At 44.8% G+C, this 11,556-nt stretch carries 10 protein-coding genes; 2 read left to right on the top strand and 8 right to left on the bottom strand.

All coding sequences use genetic code 11. The features are described from left to right. Positions 1-62 precede the first annotated feature (62 nt). Positions 63-1,328 (bottom strand): histidine--tRNA ligase, encoded by a 1,266-nt coding sequence (gene hisS / locus ACBP55_RS09395; RefSeq protein ID WP_464651027.1) that lies wholly within the window; start codon positions 1,326-1,328, stop codon positions 63-65. Between the two features lie 447 nt (positions 1,329-1,775). Continuing rightward, positions 1,776-2,081 carry a winged helix-turn-helix transcriptional regulator gene (locus ACBP55_RS09390; RefSeq protein ID WP_029196913.1) on the bottom strand — a complete coding sequence of 102 codons (306 nt, stop codon included), beginning with the start codon at positions 2,079-2,081 and terminating at the stop codon, positions 1,776-1,778. A gap of 122 nt (positions 2,082-2,203) precedes the next feature. Between ACBP55_RS09390 and ACBP55_RS09385 the strand changes: the two genes are divergently transcribed. Continuing rightward, on the top strand, positions 2,204-2,596 hold the full coding sequence (locus ACBP55_RS09385) for a DoxX family protein (RefSeq protein WP_464651025.1): 393 nt from the start codon (positions 2,204-2,206) through the stop codon (positions 2,594-2,596). Positions 2,597-2,888: 292 nt separating this feature from the next. Further along, positions 2,889-3,185 (top strand): hypothetical protein, encoded by a 297-nt coding sequence (locus tag ACBP55_RS09380; RefSeq protein WP_464651024.1) that lies wholly within the window; start codon positions 2,889-2,891, stop codon positions 3,183-3,185. 110 nt (positions 3,186-3,295) lie between these two features. Here ACBP55_RS09380 and ACBP55_RS09375 read toward each other — a convergent pair whose 3' ends face one another. From ACBP55_RS09375 to recJ, 6 genes are all read right to left on the bottom strand, one after another. Continuing rightward, entirely contained in the window at positions 3,296-5,251 is a 1,956-nt protein-coding gene (locus tag ACBP55_RS09375; protein ID WP_464651022.1) for an FAD-dependent oxidoreductase, read from the bottom strand. A gap of 205 nt (positions 5,252-5,456) precedes the next feature. After that, the gene (locus tag ACBP55_RS09370; RefSeq protein ID WP_154669611.1) at positions 5,457-5,630 is read right to left on the bottom strand and encodes a hypothetical protein; all 174 of its coding nucleotides are present in this window, start codon (positions 5,628-5,630) and stop codon (positions 5,457-5,459) included. Positions 5,631-5,704: 74 nt separating this feature from the next. Continuing rightward, positions 5,705-6,145 (bottom strand): D-aminoacyl-tRNA deacylase, encoded by a 441-nt coding sequence (gene dtd / locus ACBP55_RS09365; RefSeq protein WP_464651020.1) that lies wholly within the window; start codon positions 6,143-6,145, stop codon positions 5,705-5,707. Positions 6,146-6,180: 35 nt separating this feature from the next. Next, positions 6,181-8,367, bottom strand: a complete 2,187-nt coding sequence (locus ACBP55_RS09360) for a RelA/SpoT family protein (protein WP_464653271.1) — start codon at positions 8,365-8,367, stop codon at positions 6,181-6,183. 196 nt (positions 8,368-8,563) lie between these two features. Then, entirely contained in the window at positions 8,564-9,076 is a 513-nt protein-coding gene (locus tag ACBP55_RS09355) for an adenine phosphoribosyltransferase (RefSeq protein ID WP_029196918.1), read from the bottom strand. Beyond that, complete coding sequence (gene recJ, locus ACBP55_RS09350; RefSeq protein ID WP_464651019.1) at positions 9,073-11,520, bottom strand: single-stranded-DNA-specific exonuclease RecJ; 2,448 nt, start codon at positions 11,518-11,520, stop codon at positions 9,073-9,075. Before recJ ends, ACBP55_RS09355 begins: the two co-directional genes overlap by 4 nt. Positions 11,521-11,556: the final 36 nt, after the last annotated feature.

Raw genomic sequence — 11,556 nt, 5'->3', positions numbered from 1 at the left:
TATTTTTCCTCCTAATATAGGGATCTTTGAGCGCGGAGCTCAAAGTCTCTCCTTTTGTTTATCTATTCGAAAAGTGTCTTTGCAGCGTTCGAAGCAAGATCGGCTAAACTCACAGTCAATTGACTGCCTGTATCCATCTTCTTCAGCGTAATTTCGCCGCGCACCAATTCGTCATCTCCAAGAATCGCCACATAGGTGGCTTGAAAGCGGTCAGCTGATTTCATTTGTGCCTTCATTTTACGGCCTTGGTAATCCTTCTCCGCTTTCAGTCCTTGCACTCTAAGTTGGTGGAGCAGCTTCGTTACTTCCTTCTCCGCCGCGTCTCCTAGACCTATCAAATATACATCGAGCGGCTCTGGCTTCGGAATTTCGACTCCTTGTGCCTGCAGTACGAGCAGAATACGCTCAAGGCCAAGCCCCAAACCAACTCCCGGCTGATCGGTGCCACGGCCGCCAATCTGCTCAACTAGACCATTGTAGCGTCCGCCTCCGCCGATCGTATCAATCGCGCCGATCCCGGCTGCTTTGTACTCAAAAGCTGTATGCGTGTAGTAATCAAGACCGCGAACAAGGCGCGGATTAATCCGATACGGGATTTCCATTGCTGTTAAATGCTCTTGAACCAGCGCGAAATGCGACGTGCACTCTTCATCCAAATACTCCAAAATTTCCGGAGCACCTTCACCATACTTTTGATCTATTTTACAATCAAGAATACGCATCGGATTCCGATCAAATCGGGCCTGACAATCTTTACAAAGCAAATGTTTCACAGGTGCGAAGAACTCCTGCAGTTTCTCACGGTAAACCGTTCTAACCGCTGGTGTGCCTACGGAGTTAATTTCAACTGTTACTTCCTTAAGACCAATTTCTTTATAGAACGTATACCCAAGAGCAATTACTTCAGCATCAATGCTAGGATCAACAGACCCGAAAGCTTCAATGCCGAACTGATGGAACTGACGATATCTCCCAGCTTGTGGCTGCTCATAGCGAAACATAGGTCCTACGTAATAAAGCTTCGTTAAATCCGGAATCCCGTAAAGCTTATTCTCGACATAAGCTCTAACAACACCGGCTGTTCCCTCAGGACGAAGCGTCATGCTGCGGTCCCCTTTATCGAGAAAGGTGTACATTTCTTTGCCTACGATATCTGTCGTTTCTCCGACGCCTCTAATGAACAGATCGGTTTCCTCAAATATCGGCGTACGAATCTCTTTGTAATTAAATCTTTGGCACAAGTCTCTCGCTTTGCTCTCTAGGTACTGCCACTTCTCCACCTCACCGGGAAGAAGATCTTGTGTGCCTTTTGGCTTTTGTATGCTCATGTGCTGGGCCTCCTCTTATCTGTCGTTCCTGTCAAATAACAACAAAAAAATCTCTCACCCCCGACTAACGTCAGGGACGAGAGATTTGATTTATCAAATTCACCCGTGGTACCACCCACATTCAGAAATGCTGCTATCGTTTGCCATAGGCACCGAAACAGAATTCTGCTCTTTACGGTTAACGCCCGCTACACGCACAGCTGCTACTAAGCAAGTTGACATCAGCCAATATGCATTTCCCAGCTCGTCCTCGGGGAGGTCTTTTCGTTCGCTCATCATAGGAAGCTTGCAGCCTAGACTTCCTTCTCTGCTAATGTGGGGGCGACTTACTTTGTCCCTTCAACGGATCACAAAAGAATCGAATTACATTATTGTTTATTGTAAACATTGGCAGATACAAAGTCAAGAGATAGAGGTACTAATCCTCCTATATCTCCACTATATTAGTTAATGTAAGTCCGCCCATTTTTGCAACTCGTCCATAACGGGTTTTAGACCTTTTCCTTTTGGGGTTAATTCATACTCAATCCGAACCGGCGTTTCTGGGTATACATGACGGATGATGATCTCCGCAGCCTCGAGCTCCTTGAATCTCTCCGAAAGCATGCGATCGCTCATACTTGGGATGAGAACTGATATATCTTTAAAGCGCTTCGGTCCAGAAAGCAAGACATGAACTATTAATCCAGTCCAACGCTTTCCTAGAAGTTCAAAAGCATTCTCGAATTTGGGACACAGTTGATAGTCTTCCATATAAATCATCTCCTTATAAACAATTTTAGCATAGTCGCTTGACAAAAGTAAGTGCTTCGTAATAATATACTAACATAAAGTAAGTTGTTAAACAAAATATATTAAATGAGGAGTTGTTAGTAATGGCGTTAGGTCTTCTTATTATTCGTTTAGTGATCGGTTTATCATTCGCGGCGCACGGTACACAAAAAGTATTTGGATGGTTCGGTGGCTATGGTCCTAAAGGTACGGGAGGTTTCTTCGATTCTATTGGAATCAAACCAGGTGTGCTCATGGCAGTTCTTGCAGGTTTGGCGGAAATTGCAGGTGGGCTGCTCTTTGCCGCTGGTCTTTGGACCCCAATAGGTGCTGCCCTTATCGTACTAATTATGCTTGGTGCTATTATTAAAGTACATGCTAAAAACGGTTACTGGGTAACTTCCAATGGTTTTGAATACAATTTAACACTGATCGCTATCGCCGTTGGTGTTGCACTTATCGGGGCCGGTGAATATTCCTTAGATGCTTTGATGTAAAAATAATGCTAAGCCGTCCAGCTCATGCTGTGACGGTTTTTTTGTATAAAGAAAATAGCCTGCAGCACAAGGGCTGCAGGCCTCAAATAAATATATATTTTAAAGGGGGTCGACTTTTATTATATCCGCTCTTGATTAAAGGGATATGAAAATTAAATTACAATTTCATTACAGCAATTTCTCCGTATTTTCAATCATTTTCATTTATTTTCACCGTATATTCAGACCATTTTCACATATACATGTACAACAAGGCAGATGGCCTTGAATTTATCATCAGGAGGCTGTAACAATGACAATACAAAACGAGTTTCAAGAGGAACGGCAAGATCTAGTGGTGCTCTTCTCTGAAGATTCTGAAACCGAAGCCGAAGTTCAAGAAGAAGAAGTAGCTGAAGAAACAGCCGAAGAAGAGGCCATTGAAGAGTCGGTTGAAGCCGAGGAAGCGGAAGAAGAAGCATCTGATGAGGAAGAAGTAGAAGCTGAGGATGTGTCCGAGGAGGATGCCGAAGCGGAAAGTGAAGAATCAGCCGAAGAAGATTCGGAAGATTCCGTGCAAGCAGAAGAGGATGCTGCGGACGCAGACTAAACAAGGTAAGAATGTAAGCGCAGTCACAAAAACAAAAACTTCCTTAGCTTCGAAAAGTTAAGAGCCCTAATGCCACATCTTTAGCGGCATTAAGGCTCTTATTTGTTGTTCTATGGCTTACCTGTTAGGCCAACTTTTAAATCTTTAATTAGCAAATACGTGTCTGCATTCGTTAACTTTTGCTTGTCAGCAATAAGTTTAAGGGTTGCTTCCGTGAGCAGCTTATTTTCCATTAACTTGGATTGCGCTTCAGTAGAGGCAGCTTTCAATCCTAACGCTTGTGTGATTGTATAAGTGGCCTGTTCTAGTGTCAGCGGTATTTTATCTGCGTTTTGCAGATTCACTATAGCCTGATTGACATCCCCGACCCAGGCATCAGGTTTCATTTTCCTCGCACCGCTGACGAGATTAACCATCCGCTTTGGATTGGCCGCGTCATCCAAGTGAAAGTTATTGTCATAGGCACCTGAAGCTAAGCCCAGCATAAGTGCGGATTTCAAACCTTCATAGGATTTATGCTCCATAAAAGGTTGAGGCTTAAGCGCAATTGGCTGAAGCTCCATGCCTTGTTTAATCAAATGCTCCTGCAATTTGGCAATCGCTTCTTTGGAGCCAGATAGTTGACGGAATGTCATTTTTTCTTGCTTAGCGAGCATAGCAGCAGCCCCGGCCGCTTCACCTTCAGCCATCCCAGTTGGCATTACTCGAGCACTCCCGTGCGGAAGCGTATCGTAACTAGCCGCTCTACCAACAACAAGGAGTCCATCCACTTTCAGCGGTACAATACTGCGGAATGGTATGGCGTACTGTGTCGGAGAACATACCACGTTACCGGAATCGCTTGGTGTCACACGTTGGATATCTACGGGATAAGAACCGAAACCAATACGGTCCCATTGGTCTCCATTCGTACATACGTCAACTATGTTCATTCGATATTCTCCCTGTATATGCCGTGTTTCACGCACATATAACTCAGAAGCAGTCCCCGCTAGCTCCACTCCCGCAAACTCGGGGAAAGTTTTCTGCATATAGGCAACTACATTCGGTAATTCTTGATTAGCAATATCAAAAGCATCTTGAACAGATTTCGGATTAAACGTATCTACCCCAAATATTTGCAATGAGTTCACAAGTACAGTATTATCGTTCTCTCTTCCCATGTTCAAGCCACGCATTTTAGCACGTTCTTTATTAAGAGCTGGATAATTACTCATTTCTTTATAACCCCAGACACTAACTTCATTAACGCCAGAATTCACATCATCGTCTCCATTTAGACGCTTTGCCATCAGACTCCATACTTCTGGAGTAATGTTTTTAAGACGAAAAACAAGTGTAACAGCCATTCTTGACTGAGGATCACCCAAATCTTCTCGACCAAATGTAAAAGGAACACCTGCCGCAGCTGCAAAATCAGCATCTTGTGTGGCATCGATGACAGAAGCTGATTTCACCGTTTGTTTGGTTCCATCTGACAAAGTAAGTATAACGCCTTGTACCTTCGCATTTCCTGAACCTGACGAATCAAGAATAGGATCTATTTTTTGCATGTGCAATAAAATATCTATATTTTTCTCCGCACGAACCATATCGTAGAAAGCATTAGCAGCTGTATTAACATCGAAGGAATCACCTTCGATTTTACTGTACCACTCTGAGAAAAAGCCCTTGTTAAGCACCTCATGTTTGCTGAGCGGATTCGTTTTGGGCGCATAGTTCATATCAATTGTATTAAGACCACCATGCGTCATCAAACCACCCAACATAGTCCGATTCCGGCCGTCAACGAGCAACGTACTGAGTCCATTGCGAGCAGCCGAAACGGCAGCAGCAACCCCCTCAGGGTCCGTACCCACGACAATGACGTCGTACGCATCTTTGGCTTTCTTTACTGATTTCACTTCTTGAATAGCTTGCTTAACTGAGCTATGTTCACCGTGTGAAAGGTGTTTATATTGATAGTATAGAGATGCAATTGCTGCGAGCACCGCAAGTACAATCAATGTCCCCATCAACCAAAGCCATCCTTTGGATGTGGAATTGTTACGATTCGAATTTGCCATTGGAACGAAAGCACCCACCTTGTCTCCTGCTTTTTATACGCTTACCAGGTATAGGTTTGATAAGTTTCTTCGGAGCAGTTGATTAATTTCTAGCCAAAAAACATCACATGTTAGTTTACCACATTTCGATCGTGTAGAGAAATATTGCGGAATTTAACAAATAAAGCCGCGCATGGCTGAACGAACAGCATGCGTGGCTTTATGGTTACCGATAGGATTTTTTGGGAATGCTTTTCATTTTTTCTTGTTCAGATGTGAATTCTGCACTAATTTCTACATCCGCGAGCGCTGGTGCTTGACTCATCCGCTCAGCAAGTGTGGTATGGAGCAGTTGCTGCTCTGGTGCCGTCATGGCTCTGTGTTTGATCGATTGACGCATCTGGGTGCTCCTAACCGCTAGTATATACACATTAAGTATAACCAGTCAGCTAGTTTATTATCCTTCAGAGCAACCTATTTGCTGTCGATAACCAACGTAACAGGTCCCCAATTCGTCAAAGATACATCCATCATTTCGCCAAAAGCACCCGTTTCCACGTGTAGGCCTAGAGACCTTAACAGCTCATTAAACTTATCATATAGCGGCTCAGCAAGCTCTGGTCTTGCCGCTGACATGAAGTTGGGCCGCTTTCCTTTGCGGCAATCGCCATACAAGGTAAACTGCGAAACGGATAAAATTTGTCCTCCCGTCTCCAGTACGGAAAGATTCATTTTGCCGGTTTCATCTTCAAAAATACGCAGCCCAACCACTTTATCCGCCAAATACTTCGCATCCTGCTCAGTATCGTCATGGGTAATTCCGACTAGGAGCATCAATCCCTGTTCAATACGACCAATGGTTGTATTATTGACACTTACTTCGGCACGTTTACAACGTTGTACAACTATTCTCATTGCCTACCTTAATCTCCTTAACTATATAACATCGGCTAGCTTTGCATTATACGCTGAACGGAATAAACATCTTTGACACGTTTAACTTTCTCAACAACGGACTGCAGATGGTCTATATTTTTGATTAAAATGGTCATATGAATCGTAGCCATCTTGTTCTTATCGGATCGCCCTGATACTGCTGAAAGCATCGTTTTGCTTTCTGAAACAGCCTGGAGTACTTCGTTTAAGAATCCACGGCGGTCATGACCCGTGATTTCAATCTCGACATTGAAATTGGATTCAACCGCTTCGGCCCAATCGACCTCAATGACCCGTTCCTCTTCTCCCATACTCGTAGGAATGTTTGTACAATCAGAACGATGCACCGACACGCCTCGGCCTCTTGTGATGTATCCAATAATCAGATCGCCAGGTACCGGATTGCAGCAGCGAGCGAAGCGGACAAGCAGGTTGTCGACGCCTTTGACACGGACACCGTTGGTTGGACGGCTTTTGCGCTCAGATGATGTCGGCGCCTTGACCTCCTTGACCTCACTAGTCAGCTTCAGCACCTGCGCTTCTTCGGCTTCCTTACGCAGCTTCTCCGTTAACTTCGTACATATTTGTGCAGCTGTAATACCGCCAAAGCCAACGGCTGACAGCATATCTTCAATATCGCTAAAATTAAATTTCTTAGCGGCTTCAAGCATTTTATCGTCGCTCATCAACGTCGGAGGATCGATCGCCAATCGTTTGAGCTCGCGCTCAATCATGTCTTTCCCTTTTTCGACGTTCTCTTCACGCTTCTCTTTCTTAAACCATTGCTTGATCTTACTTCGAGCGTGGGAGGATTGTGCGATTTTAATCCAATCCTGACTAGGTCCGTAGGAATGCTTAGAAGTCAGAATTTCAATTATATCTCCCGTTTTCAACTTGTGGTCCAAGGGAACGATCCGGGAATTTACTTTAGCACCAATTGTACGATTGCCAACTTCAGTATGGATGCGATACGCAAAGTCTAGCGGCACGGAACCGGCAGGAAGCTCGATCACTTCCCCTTTTGGCGTAAAGACGAAAACAAGGTCTGAGAAGAAATCCATCTTCATGGATTCCATAAATTCAGAAGCGTCATTGGTCTCGTGCTGAAGCTCCAGAATTTCACGGAACCAGCTCATTTTATCCTCAAAAGTGCCCGAAGGTACAACAGATCCGCCTTCTTTATAGACCCAATGCGCAGCGATACCAAACTCTGACGTCCTATGCATCTCCCATGTGCGAATCTGTACTTCTAACGGCTCTCCCTTAGGACCAATCACCGTCGTGTGCAAAGACTGATACATATTCGGCTTCGGCATCGCGATATAATCTTTAAAACGGCCAGGCATTGGTTTCCACAAGGTATGAATAATACCTAAAGAAGCGTAGCAGTCCTTGATGCCATCGACAATAACACGAAGTGCCATGAGATCATAAATTTCATTGAATTGCTTGCCGCGGGAGCTCATCTTTTTATAAATACTGTATAGGTGCTTAGGTCTTCCGGAAATATCTCCCTGAATGCCCATTTCATCCAGCTTTTCTTTGATGCTGTGAATAACGTCCTCAATATATTGCTCACGCTCTGTACGCTTCTTCTGCATGAGGTTAACGATCCGGTAATACTGCTGCGGATTCAAATAACGGAGGGCAATATCTTCCATTTCCCACTTAATCGTAGAAATACCGAGCCGGTGAGCAATCGGACAGAAAATCTCCAGCGTTTCCTCCGCAATACGGCGCTGGCTCTCTTCGGACTGGTACTTCAATGTGCGCATATTGTGCAAACGGTCGGCCAGTTTAATGAGAATTACGCGAATATCCTGCGCCATCGCGACAAACATTTTGCGGTAATTCTCGTTCTGCTGCTCCTCTTTGGACTTAAACTTGATCCGTTCCAGCTTAGTCAAGCCATCCACAAGCATCGCGCAAGTTTTACCGAATTTATCTAGAACAGTTTCCAGTGAAACTGTTGTATCTTCAACGACATCATGCAGAAGCGCAGCAATCACGGATGTGACATCCATCTGCATGTTCACCAATATATCTGCAACAGCGAGTGGATGCAGAATATAGGGCTCACCTGATTTGCGCACTTGGCCATGATGGGCTTCATCCGCGAATTCATAGGCCTCCCTAATCCTCTGCAAATCATTCTCTTTCAGATAGGTGGCGGCCTTCTCCAGCAGCTGCTCTATACCCATGCATCTACCCATTCCCTTTAATCGATTTTTATTCATTATGCCTGCAAGGCAGGCTCCACGTCAACTGTTCGCTCCATGCATTCGACAAAAAGCGGCATTTTCTAGCAATTCTATGAAAGTATTCCTCAATATTTGCTTTCACTGTATAAAAAAGAATCGAATACTAACATTCGATTCTGGGCTTAATGATTCAATTTTAATATTGAACTAAGGAAACGACGTCAATCCCATTAAACTTACTTCTTCCGTCCAAGTAGGATAACTCAATTAAGAATGCAGCCCCTACAACTTCTCCACCAAGCTGCTTAATCAAGTCGATCGATGTTTGAATCGTTCCACCTGTTGCAAGTAAATCATCCGCAATCAGTACCTTTTGACCTGGTTTAATAGCATCTTTATGCATAGCTAATTTATCCTTGCCATATTCAAGAGCATAGTCAGCCTCAATCGTCTCGCCAGGCAATTTGCCACTTTTACGAATTGGAATAAAGCCTATGCCAAGTGAATAAGCGAGCGGAGCGCCAATAACGAAGCCACGAGCTTCTGGGCCCGCAATAACATCGATTTGTTTCTCTTTAATTAATGCTTTCATTTGATCGATAGCTTCTCTATAAACCGGCCCATTTTGCAATAACGTTGTGATGTCCTTGAAACGAATGCCTGGTTGTGGAAAGTCCGGGATAACACGAATGTGTTCTTTGAAATTCATATAATTTCCTCCAAAATGTGATTTTCTTTTTTTAATTGATCAGCAATCCATTCCTCCAGCTCTTTGGCTGAGGAGTACATGACAATGGATTCAACTTCCTGGCGATGCAATCTATGTTGATACAAGCGAGATGCTGTTAGATCTCTCTTTGCCGGTGACGCATGCAGTTTAACGAAACCGCCTTGTTTTTCAACAAAACCAAGCTCCTCAAAAACGGATAAAATAAATTGAATCATTGCAGGAGAAAGCCCTGATCGTTTACTAAACGAGGTCATTAATCGTACATCCTGAACATTCAGCGATCCTTCTTTTTGCAAAGTGCCATACAGCATTTTAAACATGCCTCGAGATGGCAGGGTACTGCCGCTGTCAGGCCCAAGCTCTGCAAATACTGGATAACAGCGCATCATTCCACTGGCTTGATGAATGACACTTTGCAAGCTAGCAACGCTTCGCGGGATCGTGTACAAGATAATATCCTGCATGTTAGCAAATTCCAATTGTCTGGCTAATTCGTTACCTGGCCTTAATTGTTCATTATCTTGAACGACCCAATAAGGCACTGAATCACCTAGTTGAAACGCTGTTGAAGTGAACAATGCTGCATCTGCTTCGTCGAACAGAATGATAGCTGGCATGAATGTGCGGTTACCATTCCCCGCAGCGATCGTGTTCTGAAGAACGCTCAGCTTAGTGCTCAATTGACCTGCACCACGCCAATCAAACAGCTGCATGTGCGTTATTCGAAAATCCTGCATCATGATTTGAGGCTTCCGCACACCGTTCCACTCGTTGATTGAAAGTTCTCCTAGCACATCAACTTTAGCGGCAGGAGCGATCAAACCAGCCAAGCTTCCTTTGCCGAAACCAACAGCTTCCACCGAGCAGCTTACTTCTTCCTTCATCTGGGAGAGAGCTAGCTTGAGATGCTGTTTCTCCTTGCCCATCGTCCGGATATCAGCGAGCGATAAATCGGTGAACATGAACCTCGGCGCAGGATTGCCCATACCGAAAGGCGCAAGCTTCTCTAATTGTTCAATACTTGCAATCGGAACATCGGCCAAGCTGCACGCAGCATCTGCTTTCAGAAGCGGGATGAAATCCTGTTCTGTTAGGGCAGCAGCTGCTAGATCGTTTAGCTTATGAGTAAATGCCTCCAGATGGCTGCTATGTAAACTCATACCCGCAGCCGCTTGATGGCCGCCATAATGGTCGAGCATCTCTTCACAAGCCGTTAGAGCTTTGTGCAAATCAAAGCCGGCAATCGAGCGAGCAGAGCCTTTGGCCATACCCGTCTGTGGATCTATACTTAGCACTAAGGTTGGACGGTAAAATTTCTCTACGATCTTGGAGGCGACAATTCCTACAACACCGACGTTCCACTGTTCCTTAGCGACAACTATCACTTTATCTAAACCCTTGGCTTGCTGCTGTTCAGCTAGAACAAAAGCTTCTTTCACCATGTCCTCAACGATAAGTTGACGTTCCTTATTAAGCATATCCAGTTCAAAGGCAATTTGCTCTGCTTCTTTCTCATCCGATGTTGTGAGCAGCTTCACCGCAATATCTGCGGCTTCCAATCGGCCGCTTGCATTAATTCTAGGCGCCAGCGAGAAGCCAATGTGAGATGCAGTCACTTCTTTATTTTCAATACCGGAAACACCGATGAGTGAACGAAATCCTGCGTAACTAGAATCCTGCATACGTTGCAGCCCTTGCTTCACAATTAAGCGATTCTCACCCGTGAGAGGCATCAAATCCGCAACCGTCCCGAGCGCTGCAAACTCCAACAATTCTTCAGGCAATCGATCTAATAAAGCATGGGCCAGCTTAAATGCAACGCCAACACCTGCAAGATGTTTGTACGGGTAAGGGCAGCCTGGCTTCTTCGGGTTAATAACGGCTAAAGCTTGAGGCAGAATCTCAGGAGGCTCATGATGATCCGTTACGATAATATCTAGGCCTAATTCCTGACAATAGGCTATTTCTTGAACGGCACTAATGCCGGTGTCAACGGTGATTAATAGCTTGACGCCTTGCTCTTTGGCTAATTCGATCGCAGAACGATTCAGCCCATAGCCTTCTCGAATGCGATGAGGGATATACGTATCGAAACGAGCGCCTAGCCCTTTTAACAAATGAGCCATCAATGAAGTACTGCTTACACCATCTGCATCGTAATCACCATAGACACGTATGAATTCATCGTTCTGAAGAGCCTTTCGGATGCGTTCTACAGCTGGGAGCATCCCGTCAAGCAGATACGGGTCAAAATAATAGTGGACTCCGCCATGCAAGAATTGCTCAGCATCTGGCACAGTGCGTATATCTCGAAGAACAAGCAGCCTGGCAACGAGCGGGTCTATCTGCAGCTCGCGCGCAAATGTTTCAACGAGCATTTCATCCGCATTTCCTATGCTCCATCTTGCCTTCGGTGCTAGCACTCGGTGTGTCCTCCTTAGAGTTTTCCAAAAGGAAAA

Source organism: Paenibacillus sp. WG02 (genome assembly GCF_055396115.1).
The sequence above is the reverse complement of the archived record's forward strand: the minus strand, read 5'-3'. Positions and strand labels throughout refer to the sequence as shown.